Here is a 19,423-nt window from a genome sequence, read left to right on the forward strand (position 1 = left end):
ATCCCCCTAATCTCTCAAACTCTTTCCTGTTAGTTCTAAAAACACAGTTTCTAAAGATGCTTCTATACTCTTCATACTTTCAATTCTACATCCGCTTTGAGTAATTTTAGATATGATTTCATTAAAATTATCTTTAGATTTTTTAGTTGTTATATTGGCTTCCCCATCTTGCAACACAACCTTTGTTACACCATCAACCTCATAAAGGCTTTTATCCTCAAATTTATTTGGCTTGTCCAGCGCAAAGGAATATGTTATTTCGTCATCTACCTTTTTCTTTAACTCTTCCTTTGTACCCTCCGCAATTATTTTTCCTTCATTCATTATTATAATTCTATCCGAAATAGCTTCAACTTCTTCCATATAGTGTGTTGAATATATTATAGTTGCTCCTCTTTCTCTTAAGGTCTTAATTGATTCAAGTATGTGATTCCTCGACTGAGGGTCAATTCCAACAGTAGGCTCATCCATTATTATCAACTTAGGGTTATGAGCAATTGCACATGCTATATTAAGCCTTCTTTTCATGCCTCCAGAAAAAGTTTTTGGCTTATCTCCCCTTCTGTCGTAAAGACCTACAAGCTCAAGAGCCTCCTTAACCCTGTCCTTTAAATCTTTTCCTCTAAAGCCATATAAGCTTGCAAAAAAACTCACATTCTCTTCTGCTTCAATTTCCTCATAAATAGCTAAATCTTGAGGAACTATTCCAATCCCTCTTTTGATTAACTTAGCCTCTTTTTTTAAATCATGTCCTAGAATATTTACTTCTCCTCCATCATTTTTTAAAACTGTTGCTAAAATATTTATGGTAGTACTCTTACCTGCTCCATTTGGACCTAAAAATCCAAGAATCTCTCCTCCATAAACTTCAAAGCTAATTCCCTTAACAGCTTTTTTGTTATCATAACTCTTCTCTAAATTCTTAACGGTAACAATCTTACTTACTTCCATATTTCTCTCTCCTTCTTCTTGCAAAAGCTTCTGCCATTTCTATTTGTTCCTCTGTAAGTTCACCAGATGGATTAGCATCTTCCTCAAAACCATCCTGCTCTTCTCCATCAAAACGATATAATTTCTTTAGTAACATCCATAAAATCTTCATTTCCTCTACGCTAAAATCATTAAAAATATCACCGAAAAGCTCAAAACTTTTTTCAGCATAGCTTTCTGCAACTTGCCAACCTTCTTTTGTAACACTAACGTTTATTGCTCTTTTATCCTGCTTACTTGGCATAGTTTGAACATAACCTTTACCTTCAAGTATGTTTATAATTTGCTTTATATTTTGCTTTGTAGTCCCTAATTTTTTAGCAATATTATTAAGTGTAGTTTCATCCTCTGGTAAATGAAAAATAGCTAGTATCGTCATATACTGCCTTGATGTTATATTATCCGAATATTTATCTGTTTGTATTTGAATTTTATTATTAACTGATACAAGCGTTGCATAAGTCTGCTGCATTATGTGAAAATCTCTATAAATGTAATCCATAAAATTATCCATTATTATCCTCTTTTCTTTTAGTAAATATATTGTCTATATTTACATTACCATACAGTAGAAATTTAGTCAATACATTGTCAATATTTTCTCTGATATTTAGGCTTTTTTAAAACTTTCTCTCCTAAAGCTACTTATACATCACTAATTTCAGTTAATATATTGCTTGTTTTATTTTACCAAAGCCCTATTTTTAGTAAATGTATTGTCCTATTATGTATATAGTTGTGCTTAACTAACTTATAATTTAACCTTTAAAAACAAAAATCATCCCTTTAAATCAATCTAATGGTTGATTTAAAAAACTATAATATGACTTATAATTTACACAAAATCATATATAAGGGGATTACTAAAAATGAAAAATGTAAAAATAATTATCGAACCTCAATGTTCTATGATAGATGAAAAGACAAATATATTAGTCCAAGGACTTGTTCCTTATGAAATAATAACAATAAAAGCCCTCTCTTTAGATTATTACAGAATAGGTGCTAAAAATAATAATCCTGATAACTGGAAATGGGTAAAAAAAACTAACTTTGAATCCTTTGCAGTATTTAAGGCTGATGATAAGGGCACTGTTGACTTATCTAAGGATGCTCCAATTAAAGGTTCCTACACCAGAGTAGATTCCATGGGTTTATTCTGGTCAATGGTGTCTACACAGCAGCAAGACTATACTCTAAAAAAATCTCTATCTTCATGTCCTTTTTTGACCTCAATGGAGGTTATTCTGAAGGTTGAAGTCTGTGGTAAAGAATTAGTATCTTCAAAATGCAAAAAACTCTTTGTTTCTTCAGATGTAAAGTGTCAATACGTTACTGAAAATAATTTAGTAGGAAAATACTTTACCAATAAAAATTCCAAAATAAAAAAAGGCATAATTGTATTAAGTGGATCAGAAGGAGGAATACATAACGCATCACAGATAGCTGCACTATTAGCTTCACATGGATATCCTTCTTTAGCTCTAGCTTATTTTGGAATGGATACCCTTCCAGCTACTTTAAACGAAATCCCTCTCGAATATTTTGAAAAGGCCATAGATTGGATAATTACTAAAGGCGATATATCTCCAAATAATTTAACCGTATTTGGACGATCTAGAGGAGGTGAATTAGCCTTACTCCTTGGCAGCACCTTCAAAAAAATCACATCGGTAATTGCCGTGGCCGCAAGTCCTATTTTATTTGGTACAAATACCACGAAACTTTCAAGTTGGAAATATAAAGGTGAGGATATTCCCTATTTAAACTTAAAAATTAATATAATATCTTTTTTGAAAAATGCACTTACAGATAAACTTCATGGCAGAACTATTAACTTTTCTAAGTTATATACCAATGCCATCAAAAATCCAGATGCAATAGAGACATATATGATACCAATTGAAAACACAAATGGATCCATACTAATGCTTTCGGGTGATAATGATCACATATGGCCTTCAAGCAAACTATGTAAACTTGGTATAGAAAGACTTAAGCAACATAATTTTAGCTTCTATTATGATTTTTTAGAATATAAGGCTGGACACCATATATACTTTCCATATCAACCGATATACAAGTATAATGGTTCAAATGAGAATATGGCCATTTCAAACAGAGAAAGTTGGAATAAAATATTAGAGTTTTTACAAAAGCTTTAGTTGAATAACACTTAGCTAAAATAGAAAGGCACTAGTCTATTATAAAAAACTAGTGCCCTTTTTTAAATTATAAATTCACTAAATGCTCATTGCCGCAAAAAAGCCTTCGGTAGTAGCCTTTATTAAATTTCCACTCTTATTATTACAATCTCCTATTACGTATACTTCCTTTACTAATTCCTTAAATTTATTTACCACTTCTGTACGTGGTGTTACTCCAAGTGCTAAAACTAATGTATCACAGCATATCACATGCTCCTGCTGTCTTTCATCAACAAAAACTGCATCTTCATCGGATATTTCTTTAAGCTTTATTCCTGTAATTGTTTTTACATCTTCACTCTGTAGCATACTTCTTAAAGTTGATGTTGCTATGGCTGGAGAGTTTGCATCTAAATCTTTAAGAGGTCTCATATCAACTAATGTTACTTTTTTACCTTTCCTTGCAAGCAACAGAGCAGCTTCACTTCCTGTAAGTCCTGCCCCTACAACTATAACTTTATTTCCTGTATCCATTTTTCTTTGAGCTATATCACCAGCCCATATGACATTTTTCTTTTCTACCCCTGGTATATCAGGGATAAATACTTTTGACCCAACAGCAATAACTATGGCATCTGGATTCTCCGCTTTCACATTTTCTACAGTGGCTTCAGTATTTAATCTTACCTCTATGTTTTGGGACTCCATAGTCATATTTACAGCCCATTGTAAATACCTTCTCATGTCATTTTTTAGAGAACTAGCTGAGGCTACCTTAAGAAATCCACCTAACTCATCACTTTTTTCCATGATAATTACTTTGTGACCTCTTTTGGCAGCATCTCTTGCAGCCTCCATTCCTGCAGGTCCTCCACCTATAACAACTACCTTCTTCTTAGTCTCTTGAAAAGGCATATTCATAAATTCTCGTTCTCGTCCGTTCATTGGATTAACAGCACACCTTATAGGAATACAATATGCATGAGGTGATTGTCCTACACAAGTTGTACATCTTATACAAGGTCTTATTGTTCTTTCCTCTCCATACTTAGCCTTATTAACAAAATCAGAATCTGCAATGAATGCTCTAATCATTGCAACCATGTCTGCTTTTTCCTCAATTATAACTTGTTCAGCTATGTCTATATCAAGTGATCCAACTGTAGTTACTGGTATGTTTAGTTCTTTCTTAAACCTCTCCGCGTAATTAACATTAATTCCTTGAGGTATATAAGTAGGTTGTATCATAAATGGTATAGCTTCAGGTTTGTACAAATCACCAACAGAAACATGTATAAGATCTATTTTCTCTTGAATAATTTTAGCAAACTCTAAAGCTTCACCTATTCTTACACCGTGCTCATTTAATTCATCTGCACTTATACGATATTCTATTGCCATATCATTTCCTATCTTTTCTCTTACTGCATCTAAAAGCTCTCTAGCAAACCTTGTTCTATTCTCCATATTTGAAGTACTATATTCATCTGTGCGTTTATTATAAAATGGAGAGAAAAATTGAGCTACTAAGTGACCATGCCCTCCGTGTATCATAACCATATCCATTCCTGCCTGCTTACAGCGAAATGCAGCATCAGCAAAATCATTTATGACCTGTTTTATTTTTTCTTTTGTCATATCTGTTGGTGTATAATCCGCTCTTAGATTTAGCTCCAAAGATGCTTTTGCACCATATCTATGTATAACCTCTGTAAGAGTATATAACCCATTTACTATGGTATCCTTAGACATATCAATAACATAAGGCGATGATTTTGCATATTCTGCATTAACAGGACTATCTCCAATAGTTACAATTCCTGCTCCACCTTTGGCCATAGCTCTTGTCCATTCAATAAACTCTTGTGTCACATAACCATCTTTTGATGCCAAAAATGGTTCTGCTGGCGATACTTCTATTCTATTTTTTACTAATATATTTCCTATTTTAATAGGCTTAAATACATTTCTATAATTATTCAATGACATAACCTCCCATTTTCTAACTTCTTCAATACCCGTTTTGATTATAGCATTGGTGTTTTTATCAGTAAAACATGTAATAATTATAGAAATATAAGTAAAACTTATAGTAGTAACCTAATTGTCCCAATATAAATCACTTAAAACTCCTAGAAATAACTTTAGCGTTGGATTCATATTTCCTTCCATCCATGCTACTCCTATTTCGACTATCTGCTTACTATTTTCAAGCTCTATATATGAAATATTATTATTCGAATCATTTGCCACACAAGTTGGAACTAAAGCTACTCCCATACCAGCCTCAACCATTATAAGCATTGTATCTAAATTTTTACATTCAGCTACTACATTAAGCTTAAATCCATCTCCCATGCAATTTTTTCTCATTTGTTTTACCGTGCTTGGAGCCTCTTCCTTTCCAACCACAATAAACTTTTCATTTTTTATTTCTTTAACATCTATTTTCTTATACCTAGCTAACCTATGCTCTTTATTTACAACAAGACAAATTTCATAATCAAATAACTTTCTATATTTCACATGACTTATATCATTTAATTCATACGGAAAGATAAAAGTAATGTCTAAGTGTCCACCTTTCATATCATCTGCCAGCTTTTTATAGCTATTTCTGCTAAGGTTTATACCAATTTTAGGATATAGCTTGTGAAACCTTTTAAGTATTACTGGTAAAAAGTTTTTTTCGCTTGAACCTAAAATTCCTACATTTAAAGAACCTTCAAAGCCTAAAGCTGCCTGCTTTGTTTTTCTTTCTGCCTCAACTACCCTTGAAGTTATTAAATCAGCTTCCTTAAGCAACACTCTTCCCGCATCTGTTAATTCCACTGCACGATTATTTCTAACAAACAACTTTACATTCAACTGTTTTTCTAGTGTAGAAATTTGTTGGCTTATTGCAGTTTGAGCAATATGATGTTCTTCTGCGGCTTTAGTAAAACTTAGGTACTTAGCTACAGAAATAAAATAACTTAGCTGCCTAAATTCCATAATTTCAAAACTCCCATCATACTCAGAATGCCCCCATAATACTTTATAGTTTATATTATTATACATCTGCTTCTCCATAAATTATAAAAAAAGTAAAAAAAGCAAGGTTTTTTGTAATTTGCGTCTCATTATCTTTTATTAATCTAAAACAAAAGACCACTACACATTAATTGTGTAGTAGTCCAATAAACAATTTGTATTCTTAAATCATAAAGATTAACTATTATATTACTAGCAATTCGTCTTCACACTTAACACTATCCATATTTTCAGATAAGTACTCTATGAATGCAGCCACAACCTGAGGATCAAATTGGGTACCCGAATTTTTAATTATTTCCTTTACTGCAAAGCTCCTATCCTTACCTTTTCTATAAACTCTGTTTGAAGTCATTGCATCAAAGGCATCTGCTACTGCTACTATCGAGGCACATTGTGGAATCTCATTACCTTTCAAACCGCTGGGATATCCCATGCCATCATATCTTTCATGATGGTATAAAATCATATCCAATATCTTGTTTTCCTTAAAGTCTTCATTCAACTCCAGTATGCTAAATCCAATTTGTGGATGTTCTTGTATTGTTTTGTATTCGTCTTCTGTCAGCTTTAGGGGTTTATTTAATATAGTATCACTTATACCTATTTTCCCAATATCATGCAGAAGTGCACCAATAAATACTTTTTCACAATCTTCCTCTGAATATTTTAACTTTTCTGCTATAAATCTAGCATATTCAGCTACGCTTTTAGAATGAACAGCTGTATAATTGTCTCTTAACTCTAACGTTTTAGCCAAGGTAGTAACAAGTTTAGCTGTTTCATATTGTTTCTTATCATTTATTCCCATAAGATAAATGGTAGCTAAAATTGTGACTGCTAAAATTACAAGATTAAAATAAATATTTTTATTTATGTACAATGCAGCTACAAATGCACCCAAATCTAAAAATCCAAATATTTTAATATTCTCCTCAGAAGTTTTCAATTGAATATCCTTGGTTTTTTTTTGCATACTCATTAAAATCACTCCTTTCATCATTCTAGGCTGGAGGCCACCCTTAAATAAAATTTATACAACTCCTTAATTATACATTTAAATTGTAGAATAATTACGCTCTATTCATGTGATTTAAATGTGAAATAACATCTATATTTTAAAATTAGATATCGTCCTTTTTAATTATTATCTATATCTATTTTCGACTAAAATTATATTTTCTTAATAGAATTTGTTGTTTTTCAAACTGTCTTGCAACATTTTGTTGAGTAAAACAACTACGAAACGCCATGAAACATTTCTTCATGGCGTTCTAAAAACTATATTACACTTTTCTTCACAAATTTAATTTTATTACGATTAATAATATCCATAACAATTTTATTATTTATTATAACTCTTGGAATCTTAATTTGATTTTTTGATATTCCCTTATTAAACAATGCCTCTTTTATTAAATCAAAGGTATTTGGCGCTAAAACCTCTACCTTGAGCATACCTAACTTTTTATTGTTTCTAGCTCTATTGTAAGCTAAATTTGATACCCTAAGCTCATCGTCTAATATATTTTGAAGCTTTTCAGTACTAAATCCATACATATTATTTCTAAATTCAAAGTAGAAAATATACCTACCCGGTGTAATAGAATTATCCGGCTCTGTTGTATAATCCACCAAGTCTAAATTTAATTTTTTAATTGTATTTTTTATAGCATAAGTTAGATGCTCTTCATTGGTTTTCTCAGCCGCCATATTAAGTACTTGATTTTTTCTATATAAAAACTCAATTTCTGGACATTTATTATAGAATCCCACTACTTTAACAACATCTCCAATTTTATACCTATAAAGTCCAGCGTAATTCGTAATAACAACTTCATACCTTCCACCTAGTTTTAGTTCAGACAAAAGAAGAGTATCAAAACTCTCCTCTCCCTTTTCTCCAATAGGAATAAATTCATAAAAAACAGCACTTGGTGTAATTACGTACAGCACCTTGCTTGCATATGGATTAATCCCAATCATAGCCTCAGTTGATCCATATGCTGCAGAATATATGGGAATTGAATCAATGTAATAATAAACCTTATCATTGTATATGGAAAAATTAGCTCCTGTTACAGAGGCAATATATAATAAGTTAGGCCATATCCTTTTAGCTATTCCTTTAAATCCTTTTTTGAATTCTTTTTCTAACTCCATAGCTCTTTTATTGTTAGGTTTTAACTTTTTATTTAGAACTTTTCTCAAACCTTCATCTATATTTAACTCTTCACTTATACTTCCCTTCTGTATATCCCTAACTAAAGCCTTATTATTTTTCTCAAGAGTTCTAAATAAATCTAATATATTGGAAATAAAAACTCCACTTATATAAAGAAGTTCTTCCTCCTCTAACCCAAATAGCAAATGGAGATAAAGTGCAGTTTCCTTGTCCTTTATCTCCATAACCTCTATTGGCGAAGTGTACAAATACGGAAGTAAATGTTTTATACCTTTCATTCCACCCGAGGTAGCAGAACATATTGGTATTTTCCCTTTTGTATATGTGGTCATTACTATATCTGCTATCATCATACCCCGGGCGTAATTCCAATTTTCCTTAAAATTATCATAACAAAATCTATTAACAAGTAAAGCCATATATTTCGAGGCTCTTCTTCTACTATTCTTAGTACATGGAACTAACTTTTGTTTCCCTGTAGTCCCGGAGGTATGGCCAAAATATTCAACCTTCTCACTCATTAACACATTTCCTTCACCATCTGCCATTCTATTTATATACTTCTCATAATCTTTATATTCCGTAATAGGAACACTGTCTTTAAACTGTCTTATAGACTTGATATCTTTAAATTTAAACTTAATCCCTATTTCACTTTTATCGTTTGATTTTAATATCTTAAACAAAACCTCTTCGTTTACTTTACCGCAATTTTTAGTTTCTTTTTCAAAGTTTCTTTTAACTATACCCCCAAGATCTATAGAAATTTTATAGATTACTTTACTCATCATACCCGTAATGATGCACTTCCTAATTATTTATTCTTAATAATTATATGAAACTATTTTCGTGTTATTTCATTATTAGTATATATAAGGTATAATTCTATACTTAACCTTTTCTTTATACTTAATATATTTATTTCCATACCTTTTTTCTAAATACTCTTCTTCTTTAGAAAACTTTATTCTATAAAAACACAAGGAACACTCACATATTCCCACTCCAATAAAATATGGTGATGCCAAGCTAACCGAAATCCCTTCTAATATAAATGCTAAATATATTGGATGTCTTATAACTGAGTATAAGCCTGTAGTAACTAACTCTGCACCATCCCTAGGTATAGATGAATCCGCCCAATTTTGCCCTCCTAAGTCTTTAAGTGCTTTACGATGTATGAAAAGTGAAATCAAGTAGAGAATGCCAACACCAATTACGTATGAGTATTTGTAATTATACCTTATATTGAATTCATAACTTACTCCACAAAATACGCCTATTACTAAAAGTGAAATTAAAATAAGCTTTATGTCTTTACTGCTTGTCCTAGACATTTTCTGAGCCTTATGCATTTGCATCCTAATTGATATTAGCAATATAAAATAGATAATCAGCATAACAAAAATCATAGCTTTTGTTCTCACCTCTATAAATATCAATTCCTTTTTTAATTAAATATGTAATCTTTTCTATATTATAACATATCCAACACTTTTATCATAAACACAGCTCAAGGGTATATATATTTATTAGTCGCAATAATTATCAAGTGAAGCTATTTTTGTTTAATTTTTGTTATTTATCTCTATGTTTTATTGACAAATAGTATAAATTAAATATATAATTAGTTAGAAATCTAACAAAACTATAGGAGTATAACAATGGAGGACAATATACGTATTGGTAAAATCATACTTAACCTTTCCAATAAAATTAGCAGACAGTTAAATAAAGAGGCTTCGGCTTTTGGGCTTACAGGTGTTCAGGCTAAGCTTATTGGTTTTATTCATCATAGATCATCTACACAAGACATATTTCAAAAGGATATTGAAGAAGAGTTTGATATTAGGCGTTCTTCAGTTACAAGTGCACTTCAACTTATGGAGAAAAAAGGATATATCAAAAGAGTTAGTGTCTCGGATGATGCACGTCTAAAAAAAATAGTTCTTACTGAAAAAGGCTTGGAACTAGATAAGAAGGTGTATGACGCTATTATCAAATTAGAAAACTCCTTAATAAATGAATTTGATAATGATGAGCTTCACGTATTAATTGATTCACTCGATAGAATTTCAAAAAAAATTGTTGATTAGTCGCAATTTTTTTTTGCACTATTAGTTAGAAACCTAACAAAAGGAGGATATTTATGATAAAGAAATTAGTAAGCTACATAAAAGAGTTTAAAAAAGCCACTATTGTTACACCAATATTTGTTATAGGTGAAGTAGCTATGGAAGTTATTATTCCACTATTGATGTCTAAAATAATTGACAATGGCGTAGGAAAAGGAAATATACAATATGTATGTATCGTTGGAGCTATTATGATAATAGCAGCTTTTGCATCTTTATCCTTCGGCGCCCTAGCTGGTAAATATGCAGCTAAGGCCTCTGCCGGATTTGCTAGAAACTTGAGAAAGGGTATGTATTACAACATACAGGACTTTTCTTTCTCGAATATAGACAAGTATTCTACAGCTGGTTTGATAACCAGATTAACCACCGATGTTACAAATGTTCAAAACGCATTTCAAATGATAATAAGAATGTTTGCAAGAGCCCCTATTATGCTAATTTCGGCCATGGCTATGTGTTTTTATATAAATTCTAAGCTGTCCCTAGTATTTTTAGGTGCAATTATTTTTCTTGGCATATTCTTGTACTTCATAATGACCACAGTTCACCCATATTTCAAAAGAGTTTTTAAAAAGTATGATGAATTAAATGCCAGTGTACAAGAAAACCTAACTGCAATTCGTGCCGTAAAAGCTTATGTTAGGGAAGAACATGAAGTTGATAAGTTTCATTCAGCTTCTGATATCTTGTATAAATACTTTGTAAAAGCAGAGAAGATTATTATACTAAATGCTCCACTAATGCAGTTTACAGTATATACTTGTATTTTGCTTTTATCCTGGCTTGGAGCAAAAATGATTGTCACAAAATCCATGACAACTGGCCAATTAATGAGTTTATTCACATATACAACTAACATAATGATAAGTTTAATGGTTATTTCTATGGTATTTGTAATGGTAATTATGGCAAAATCCTCTGCTGAAAGAATTGTAGAGGTTTTAGATGAAAAGAGTACTTTATCTAATGGTGAAGATCCTATATACGAGGTAAAGGATGGATCAATATGCTTTAATAACGTTGATTTCGGATACTCTAAAGATAATATGCTTTTAAGGAATGTAGATATAAAAATTAATTCTGGTGAAACTATAGGTATCATAGGAGGAACCGGAAGCGCAAAATCCACTTTCGTTCAACTTATTCCAAGATTATATGATGTAACAAACGGTTCTATTAAAGTTGGTGGACTAGATGTTAGAAAGTACGATATAGAAACCCTCAGAAATGAAGTTTCCATGGTGCTTCAAAAAAATGTGTTATTTTCAGGTAGCATAAAAGAAAACCTAAGATGGGGAAATAAAAACGCTTCTGATGAAGAACTTGTTGAGGCATGTAGGCAAGCTCAAGCAGAGGAATTCATAGAAACTCTCCCTAATAAATACGACACCTTCATTGAAGAAGGCGGAAACAATGTCTCCGGTGGTCAAAAACAAAGACTTTGTATTGCGAGAGCCTTACTAAAAAAACCCAAGATACTTATTTTGGATGATTCTACAAGTGCTGTAGATACAAAAACTGATGCCTTAATTAGAAAGGCTTTTAAGCAGACTATACCTGATACCACAAAACTTATAATTGCACAACGTATATCTTCCGTTGAAGATGCTGATAGAATTATTGTTTTAAATGATGGTAAAATAGACGCTTTTGATACTCATGAAAATTTGATAAAAACAAATAACATCTATAGAGAAGTCTACGAATCTCAGATGAAGGGATATGATAGTGATGAAGAAAAATAATGCTCCAAAAGGATCACCACTAAAAACACTAAAAAGATTATTACTATACGTATTTACACAATATAAGTTATTATTTTTTGTAGTAATTTTCACTATCTTTATAAGTGCCATTTCTAACGTAGTTGGTACATTGTTTATAAGGAATTTAATTGATGACTATATAACTCCGCTTTTAAAGGCACCAGTAAAAGATTTTGGTCCTCTTCTAAAGATTGTGCTTACAATGGGATTAATCTACTACGTAGGTGTTTTGTCAACATATATATATAGCCGCTTAATGGTTTCAATAACTCAAGGCTCCCTTAAAAGATTACGAGATGAGATTTTTAAGCACATGGAGTCCTTGCCAATAAGTTTTTTTGATACACATGCTCACGGAGATATAATGAGCATATACACAAATGATACCGATTCACTTAGACAAATGATTGAACAAGGTATACCACAACTTCTTTCAGGCGCCGTAACTATTATTGGTACATTAATTTCTATGATATATTTAAGCATTCCCCTTACAATTCTTCAGGTGATAATTATACTTGTAATACTTTATGTAACTAAGGTCATCGGCTCTAAAAGCGGAAAATACTTCAAGCTTCAGCAAAAGGATTTAGGTGTTGTAAACGGATATATTCAAGAGATGATGGAGGGGCAAAAGGTAGTAAAGGTATTTTGTCATGAGGAGGAAGCAAAACTTAAATTTGATGAACTAAATGACAAACTTTATGATAGCGCTAATAATGCAAATAAATTTGCAAATATACTTATGCCTATTATGGCTAACATAGGTTATATAAATTATGTACTAGTTGCCATCTTTGGTTCTGTACTAGCCATAGGAAACTTTTGGGGCTTTACCCTTGGTGCTATCGCATCTTTCTTACAACTTACTAGAATATTTAGTCAAACAACCAATCAGTTATCTCAGCAATTTAACTTTATAGTGATGGCATTAGCTGGAGCTGAGCGTATCTTTAAGCTTATAGATGAGCCAGCAGAAACAGATGAAGGCTATGTTACCTTGGTTAATGCAAAAGAAAATGAAAATGGACAATTATCTGAAACTAATGAGCATACGGGTACCTGGGCATGGAAACACCCTCACAGTGATGGGTCAACGACATTTACAAAGCTTCTTGGCGATGTAGTCTTTGAAAATGTTGATTTCGGATATAATTCTGAAAAAGTAATACTACACAGCATAAATCTTTATGCAAAACCAGGAGAAAAAGTAGCTTTTGTAGGTGCTACTGGAGCCGGAAAAACTACCATAACTAATTTGATTAACCGTTTCTATGACATTAATGCCGGTAAGATACGATATGATGGTATTAATATAGAAAAAATTAAAAAAGACGATTTAAGAAGATCACTTGGAGTAGTGCTTCAAGATCCTCATTTATTTACAGGAACAGTTGCTGATAATATTAGATATGGTAAGTTAGACGCAACAGATGAAGAGGTAATTGCTGCCGCTAAGCTTGCAAACGCTGATCAGTTTATAAATCATCTGCCAAATGGATACGATACAATTCTTACAGGTGATGGTGCTAATATCTCACAAGGCCAAAAACAACTTCTTACAATAGCAAGAGCTGCCATTGCTGATCCTCCTGTTTTAATTTTGGATGAAGCTACTTCAAGTATCGATACTAGAACAGAAGCCATTGTTCAAGATGGAATGGATAAGCTTATGCATGGAAGGACTGTTTTCGTAATTGCACATAGGCTTTCAACTGTAAAAAACTCAGATGTAATAATGGTTCTTGAACAAGGACGAATAATTGAAAGAGGAAGTCATGATGACTTAATAATGCAAAAAGGAAAGTACTATCAACTTTATACCGGAGCTTTTGAACTATCATAGCAAAAATAGGAGTGATTCACTCCTATTTTTGCTTTTTATTATAAAATACTATGAACCTAAGAACCTATATGAGCATATATTGTTTATATTGAAACACTTGTGCAGGAGCAAATCAATGATATTAAATCCACAAAAACTTTCTGTAGATTTTGGAAATGGCATAACAGCTACTGAACCTATTATTCCTAGACGCTACACTCTTACTCACTCAGATATAACTGCAAAACTCTTTCTTAATATTGGATTAACTTATGCCTATAATAAAATGACCACTATGAGAGATGAGGTACTTGGAGAATGGGTAAAAAAATCTCAAGATTACTCTTATCAAGTATTCTTACATGTAGACGGAAGACTTGGTCCTAAGACAACAGCCATAAGAAATAAAATCTTTAGACGTGAGCTACCTCTTGCTTTAGAAGCTATAAGATACGGAGATAAAAGATTCTTTAACGCCCATCCATACTTAGACAATGCACCAATAACAGTTTTTTTCATATCAACTAATCCAAACTTCAATAAAATAGAGAACTGGGGTACTTTTTCAGATTATAATATAGAATCTTATTACAGGAATTATAAAAACGTTTATCTACTTGATAGAAAGGTAGGAGATGTAACTGGAGATGATATTCCTGATACAGTATCCTTATATGGAGAAAAAGAAGCTCCCTCTGAAATTTTTGCCGACGACATAACTGTTATTATTACAGATGGTAGCACAGGCAATACTACAACTATTACACCAGAATTTAACTCAGGATATAATCCTACAATATTTCTCGGTGATTTTACTAAAAACAGAGTTTACGATATAAAAATAAGCATTGATTCTGGTGGAAGTGGAGGCTACGGTTTCTTTTATATTTATTCCTTTATGGAAAATACTTTTCGAGAAATCTTTAACTTTGACGCATACAATAAAGAATATAAATACAAAGTAGACTATGATGATCTTTACAAAGTTAATGTAGGTGCTATTACACTAAATAAGCTTTTCATATTAGATATAAGCTACAAGGGATATGATGTTCTATCTCAATACTATTATGAAAACGGTAAATTAATAAAACCTGTGGATGGTGATGTTCTTGCCCTAGGAGCATTAGTTCCTATTGTAAGCAATGAGCTTCTAGATTTTTATAACTTACTTGCATTCCAGCGCATAATAGGTACCTACAATGCTGATACCTTGGGATATGTACAAAATCTTTTATCCTGGGATGGAAAAAACTTCACTCCTTCTAGTACTTTCGTAAATATATCTGGTTCAAGCTTAATTTCCCCATATTAAAAATATAAATTTAATGCCCTCTATATACACAATACTGTGAGGGCATTTAACTTGTTATTTTACTTATCTTTCTTCATTACCATAAAATAATAATCTGTTCCATACTCTCTATTAAATCTTCTTTCAAGTTCTCTTAATGTTTGTTCCTGTTCATCTGCTAACTCTGCATATTCAAGCTCACTTAACTTATTCAAATATTCATTCTTCATTTAATCACCACCTCTTCTTATATTTTTTATCTGAAAACATCACATATAATTATTATTTCTTTATCTAAAATAGATATTCTATATTTTAGATAATAAAAAACACTGCGCACAATGTATGTGAACAGTGTTTTAATTAACAATTTATTTTTCTAAATACTTTGTTATCCAATCCTTAATTTCCTTTGTTACCTTTTCTCTTTCGTTTTCCGTTGGATCCTTAAATTCAATCTCTCCAATAAAAGTATTTCCTTTTAAAGCTTCCTCTAATTTTTCAAAACATTTTTTTGCACCACCACCACCATGACAAGCAAAAAATGCAATCCTCTTATTTTTCATTTGTACACTTGATATAAAGGTGTTTATTGGTGGTGCATAAGTCCCTGCCCAAACTGGAGTTCCAATTATTATGGTATCATACTCATCCATACTTGGAATCTTATTTTGCAAGTTTGGCTTTTCCTTAAATATGGCACTTTTACCTCCCCAAAAATATTTTTTAAAACCAGTCTTAGGAATTTCTTTTTCAGGTTTTAACTCTAATAAATCAGAACCTAGATTATTTCCTATAATATCAGCAATGAACTTTGTATGACCTTCTAGTGAATAAAATACTATTAAACTTTTCATTTTCTTACTCCTTATTTAACTTACTAAAATATATACTATTTATAGTTTTCTTCACTGTTTTTTAATATATTCTTTGCTATCTTTTTCATAAGCCTTAAAAACTCTTCTCTTTCTTCATAAGTGTCTAGTGCTTCTATTACATTTCCAAAAGTTTCTTCTTCAAATTTAATGTGTTCCTTTTGAGCTTTTTTACCCTTTTCAGTAAGAACTAATCTATATGATCGTCTATCCCTACTACTTATGGATCTAACTATGAACCCTTTTTTCTCCAATCTATCAATCATACTTGTAAGTGTACTTTTAGGAAGTCTTAGTACTTCTAAAATATCTTTTATTATAACTTCTTCTTTTTCAGAAATTATCCTTATTACAGAAATTTCAGTGGTACTAAGCTTCTTAATAGTTGTATATCTCTGCTCTGCATCTTTATGCTTAGATCCAGCAATCATATTGTGCCATAGTTCATGAAACTCTTTTACTTGCCTTTTGTATTCCTCGTCCATACTGTTGTCACCTCAGTTTATTATCATCTTATCTTAGCGTTTACTGCAAAACTACCATGATTTATGTGAATAAAATTAAAAGGTTCAAACCCGCACTCTTTCATAATATTTTCAATTTCTTTCTTAGAGTATAGTTTATAATCCCCTTTATTAGATATTTTACAATATAAATTTAATATTTGTCTATAAATTACTGGTGCTGTCGGATCTCCTATAATCAATGTTCCATCTTTCTTTAGTATTCTTTTCATCTCAATTAAAACTTTTTTAGGGTTTGGATAATGATGAAAGGATGCATTACATACAATAACATCAAATGAATTACTCTTCCACGGCATGTTTTCTGAATCTCCAAGCTTCAGCTCTGCACGACCCTTAAGATTTTTCTTCGCTATTTCGATCATTTTTTCTGATAAATCTAACCCATATAGGCTTAAATTTTCATCTTTAGCTAGTATTTTTAATACATTCCCAGTACCACAACCAACATCCAATACTGTTTTAGGGTTAGCTCTTAGAATTCTCTTTATAATTTCATCGTACATTGGTGCTACAAATTTCCCATCATGACTTTCATCATATATATCAGCTGTTTTATTAAAATTTTCCCTTGATTTTTCTTTAAAAATTTCGTTATTGTTTTCCATAATAAATCCCTCCAAATAATCCGATATAAATATTATACGATATTCGTACTATATTTATATCGTACTACTTATCCTTTTCTAAATCAAGACCTAAATGTAATATTTTACAAAAGTATTACAAATTTTTCTCAGTGCCTTAAGAAACCAAGTTCAACTACTAAATTACGCATGTACCATAATGCTTTAATGATAGCATTTTGGTACATGTGTAATTTAAGTTTCACTTTTGGTTTCTTATATATTATACTTAATTTATTACATTTAATAATGGCAATTGGGGCTAGGTTGTGGCGTCCGTGTATTGCTTAAGATTAGGAGGAATTTTATGTTACGTTTTGATTGTGATTATACTGAGGGGGCTCATCCTAAAATATTAGAAAAGCTTACTATAACAAATTATGAGCAAACAATAGGCTATGGGGAAGATCAATATTGTAGGGAAGCTGCAAATATAATAAAAAAGAAGTGCCAACGTGAAGACGTCGATGTTCACTTTTTAGTTGGAGGAACTCAAACGAACCTTACAGTAATTTCAGCTGCCTTGAGACCTCACCAAGGAGCAATTACTGTAGTAACTGGCCATGTTAATACTCATGAAACTGGTGCTATAGAAGCCACTGGTCACAAGGTGCTTACTGTGGAAGATAATGAAGGTAAGATAACTGCTAAACAAATACAGGATGTTTATGATAGTCATTTTAATGATGCATCTCCTGAACATACTGTACAACCTAAGATGGTTTATATTTCAAATCCAACTGAAATAGGAACAATATATTCAAAAGCAGAGCTTACTTCTATAAGTGAAACCTGCAGAAAAAATAATCTTATACTATACATAGATGGTGCTAGATTAGGTTATGGGCTTTGTGCTGAAAATAATGACTTAGATTTACCAACTATAGCTAAGCTTTGTGATGCTTTCTATATTGGAGGTACCAAGGTAGGTGCTTTATTCGGAGAAGCTTTAGTTATATCAAATGAAGCTTTAAAATCTGATTTTCGTTATTTCATTAAACAAAAAGGTGGTCTATTAGCAAAAGGAAGACTTCTTGGTATACAATTCGCAACTTTATTTGAAGATGACTTATATTTTGAGATATCAAGACATGCAGACGAAATGGCAACATTAATAAATGATGCCTGCAATAAAAAGGGATATTCATTTCTATCTCCTTCAACTACTAATCAGCAGTTCCCTGTATTACCTGATTCTGTCATTGAAAAGTTAAAACAAGATTATGCCTTTTCTTATTGGGAACGAGTTAATAAAACTCACAGTGCTGTTCGCTTCTGTACAAGTTGGGCAACTAAAAAAGAATCCGTATTAAAATTAGTAGACGCTATCGAGAAGGCTTAAAATTTATAAATAAAAAATGTGGTGTACCTTATAGTTCACCACATTTTTAACTTTACAATATTCTAAAATTCTTTTGCCTGCTCTTTTGCCTTTTCAATTGTATTTCTCAAAATTCCTTCTACATCTTCACCTACAACATCCAACTTTTCTGCTACTATAGTTGTAAAATCAGTTATACCCAAAAATCCAAATATTGTTCGTAAGTATCTATCTCCCATTTCATACATTTCAAATGGCCCTTCTGAATATCCACCACCTCTAGAAACTATATGAACTGCTTTTTTCCCCTGACATAGTCCAACTGCTCCTTCTTCTGTATACTTAAAAGTAATACCTGTAACACATATATAATCAATGTACGCCTTTAATATGGCTGGAAAACTTAAATTCCAAAATGGCGCTGCAATTACATATTTATCAGCTTCTGCAAATTGATATGCATATTTTAAAACATGATGGTCCTTACCTTCTCCCTGCTTTGGAACATGAAGCTTTATAGCCTCTTCTGTTAAAAAGCTTATTCCTTCTTTATATAAGTCTAGTGTTATAATTTCATCATTAGGTTTTTGATTTCTGTATTCCTCAATAAAACTGTCAGATATTTTAAATGTCCTAGAAACTCCCTCTGGTTTCGCATTTGCCTTAATATATAATACCTTACTCATGCTTTCACTCCCT

17 protein-coding genes and 1 pseudogene are annotated in these 19,423 nt (G+C 31.7%); 6 read left to right on the forward strand and 12 right to left on the reverse strand.

The genetic code is table 11. The annotated features are described in order from the left end of the window. Positions 1 to 6: 6 nt before the first annotated feature. Together CA_RS17510 and CA_RS17515 are read right to left on the reverse strand one after the other, a co-directional pair. Positions 7 to 951: an ABC transporter ATP-binding protein gene (locus CA_RS17510; protein WP_010966675.1), complete on the reverse strand. Its 945-nt coding sequence runs from the start codon at positions 949 to 951 to the stop codon at positions 7 to 9. Continuing rightward, the gene (locus CA_RS17515; protein ID WP_010966676.1) at positions 938 to 1,504 is read right to left on the reverse strand and encodes a MarR family winged helix-turn-helix transcriptional regulator; all 567 of its coding nucleotides are present in this window, start codon (positions 1,502 to 1,504) and stop codon (positions 938 to 940) included. The genes CA_RS17510 and CA_RS17515 overlap by 14 nt, the downstream gene beginning before the upstream one ends. A gap of 355 nt (positions 1,505 to 1,859) precedes the next feature. Here CA_RS17515 and CA_RS17520 point away from each other — a divergent pair, with 355 nt between their 5' ends. Continuing rightward, a complete protein-coding gene (locus tag CA_RS17520; RefSeq protein WP_010966677.1) occupies positions 1,860 to 3,155 on the forward strand; it encodes an acyl-CoA thioesterase/bile acid-CoA:amino acid N-acyltransferase family protein in 1,296 nt (431 codons plus the stop codon). 78 nt (positions 3,156 to 3,233) lie between these two features. On the opposite strand, the gene CA_RS17525 is transcribed toward CA_RS17520, so the two are convergent. The 5 genes from CA_RS17525 to CA_RS17545 form a co-directional block, all read right to left on the reverse strand. Continuing rightward, on the reverse strand, positions 3,234 to 5,126 hold the full coding sequence (locus CA_RS17525; RefSeq protein WP_010966678.1) for an FAD-dependent oxidoreductase: 1,893 nt from the start codon (positions 5,124 to 5,126) through the stop codon (positions 3,234 to 3,236). A 111-nt stretch (positions 5,127 to 5,237) separates the two neighbouring features. Beyond that, complete coding sequence (locus CA_RS17530) at positions 5,238 to 6,197, reverse strand: LysR family transcriptional regulator (RefSeq protein ID WP_010966679.1); 960 nt, start codon at positions 6,195 to 6,197, stop codon at positions 5,238 to 5,240. 157 nt (positions 6,198 to 6,354) lie between these two features. Next, positions 6,355 to 7,152, reverse strand: coding sequence for an HD-GYP domain-containing protein (locus CA_RS17535; protein WP_010966680.1), 798 nt, complete (start codon positions 7,150 to 7,152; stop codon positions 6,355 to 6,357). Positions 7,153 to 7,451: 299 nt separating this feature from the next. After that, positions 7,452 to 9,143: a GH3 auxin-responsive promoter family protein gene (locus CA_RS17540; RefSeq protein ID WP_010966681.1), complete on the reverse strand. Its 1,692-nt coding sequence runs from the start codon at positions 9,141 to 9,143 to the stop codon at positions 7,452 to 7,454. A 75-nt stretch (positions 9,144 to 9,218) separates the two neighbouring features. Next, positions 9,219 to 9,710, reverse strand: a complete 492-nt coding sequence (locus tag CA_RS17545) for a methyltransferase family protein (RefSeq protein WP_241395372.1) — start codon at positions 9,708 to 9,710, stop codon at positions 9,219 to 9,221. Between the two features lie 309 nt (positions 9,711 to 10,019). Here CA_RS17545 and CA_RS17550 point away from each other — a divergent pair, with 309 nt between their 5' ends. From CA_RS17550 to CA_RS20270, 4 genes and pseudogenes are all read left to right on the forward strand, one after another. Continuing rightward, the gene (locus tag CA_RS17550; protein WP_010966683.1) at positions 10,020 to 10,451 is read left to right on the forward strand and encodes a MarR family winged helix-turn-helix transcriptional regulator; all 432 of its coding nucleotides are present in this window, start codon (positions 10,020 to 10,022) and stop codon (positions 10,449 to 10,451) included. 53 nt (positions 10,452 to 10,504) lie between these two features. After that, a complete protein-coding gene (locus tag CA_RS17555) occupies positions 10,505 to 12,238 on the forward strand; it encodes an ABC transporter ATP-binding protein (protein ID WP_010966684.1) in 1,734 nt (577 codons plus the stop codon). After that, positions 12,216 to 14,105, forward strand: a complete 1,890-nt coding sequence (locus CA_RS17560; protein WP_420896869.1) for an ABC transporter ATP-binding protein — start codon at positions 12,216 to 12,218, stop codon at positions 14,103 to 14,105. The genes CA_RS17555 and CA_RS17560 overlap by 23 nt, the downstream gene beginning before the upstream one ends. Positions 14,106 to 14,220: 115 nt before the next feature. After that, positions 14,221 to 14,667 (forward strand): annotated as a pseudogene (locus tag CA_RS20270) (staygreen family protein); the annotation flags it as partial. A 791-nt stretch (positions 14,668 to 15,458) separates the two neighbouring features. On the opposite strand, the gene CA_RS17570 reads toward CA_RS20270, so the two are convergent. From CA_RS17570 to CA_RS17585, 4 genes are all read right to left on the reverse strand, one after another. Continuing rightward, entirely contained in the window at positions 15,459 to 15,608 is a 150-nt protein-coding gene (locus CA_RS17570; protein WP_013913617.1) for a hypothetical protein, read from the reverse strand. A 141-nt stretch (positions 15,609 to 15,749) separates the two neighbouring features. Beyond that, entirely contained in the window at positions 15,750 to 16,235 is a 486-nt protein-coding gene (locus CA_RS17575) for a flavodoxin family protein (protein WP_010966687.1), read from the reverse strand. Between the two features lie 35 nt (positions 16,236 to 16,270). Further along, positions 16,271 to 16,738: a MarR family winged helix-turn-helix transcriptional regulator gene (locus CA_RS17580; RefSeq protein ID WP_010966688.1), complete on the reverse strand. Its 468-nt coding sequence runs from the start codon at positions 16,736 to 16,738 to the stop codon at positions 16,271 to 16,273. Between the two features lie 23 nt (positions 16,739 to 16,761). After that, positions 16,762 to 17,385, reverse strand: a complete 624-nt coding sequence (locus tag CA_RS17585) for a class I SAM-dependent methyltransferase (protein ID WP_010966689.1) — start codon at positions 17,383 to 17,385, stop codon at positions 16,762 to 16,764. 325 nt (positions 17,386 to 17,710) lie between these two features. Here CA_RS17585 and CA_RS17590 point away from each other — a divergent pair, with 325 nt between their 5' ends. Continuing rightward, complete coding sequence (locus tag CA_RS17590; RefSeq protein WP_010966690.1) at positions 17,711 to 18,745, forward strand: threonine aldolase family protein; 1,035 nt, start codon at positions 17,711 to 17,713, stop codon at positions 18,743 to 18,745. Between the two features lie 62 nt (positions 18,746 to 18,807). Here the strand turns inward: CA_RS17590 and CA_RS17595 are convergent, their stop codons facing one another. After that, on the reverse strand, positions 18,808 to 19,410 hold the full coding sequence (locus tag CA_RS17595; protein WP_010966691.1) for an FMN-dependent NADH-azoreductase: 603 nt from the start codon (positions 19,408 to 19,410) through the stop codon (positions 18,808 to 18,810). Between the last annotated feature and the right edge of the window lie 13 nt (positions 19,411 to 19,423).

Origin of the sequence: Clostridium acetobutylicum ATCC 824 (assembly GCF_000008765.1) — a bacterium.
In the GTDB taxonomy this organism is placed as follows: Bacteria; Bacillota; Clostridia; order Clostridiales; family Clostridiaceae; genus Clostridium_S; species Clostridium_S acetobutylicum.